This is a genomic window from Mycobacterium sp. RTGN5 (assembly GCF_033804465.1).
Classification (GTDB): Bacteria; Actinomycetota; Actinomycetes; order Mycobacteriales; family Mycobacteriaceae; genus Mycobacterium.
In genome coordinates, this window is sequence record NZ_JAPZLA010000022.1 from 1 (window position 1) to 223 (window position 223).

Genomic DNA, 223 nt, shown 5'->3' on the forward strand with positions numbered 1-223 from the left:
CGTCGATGTCGGCGTCGATGCTGACCCGGCTGTGGTGATGCATTTCGATGCCTTGATCCCACGTCAGTGATCGGCGCAGCGCGTCGGGCAGTGTCTGGATCACTGCGGTCAGAGCGTCAGCGACGGTGGCGGCGTCGCGACGTTGGGGCAGGTGCACGAATTGGACGAATCCGCTGGAGCGCTCCACGAGGGTGCCGATCTGAGATGCCTGGTTTTTACCGAT

At 62.8% G+C, this 223-nt stretch carries 1 pseudogene; it reads right to left on the reverse strand.

The annotated features are described in order from the left end of the window. A pseudogene (locus SLQ31_RS29545) lies at window positions 1–223 on the reverse strand (IS30 family transposase); the annotation flags it as partial.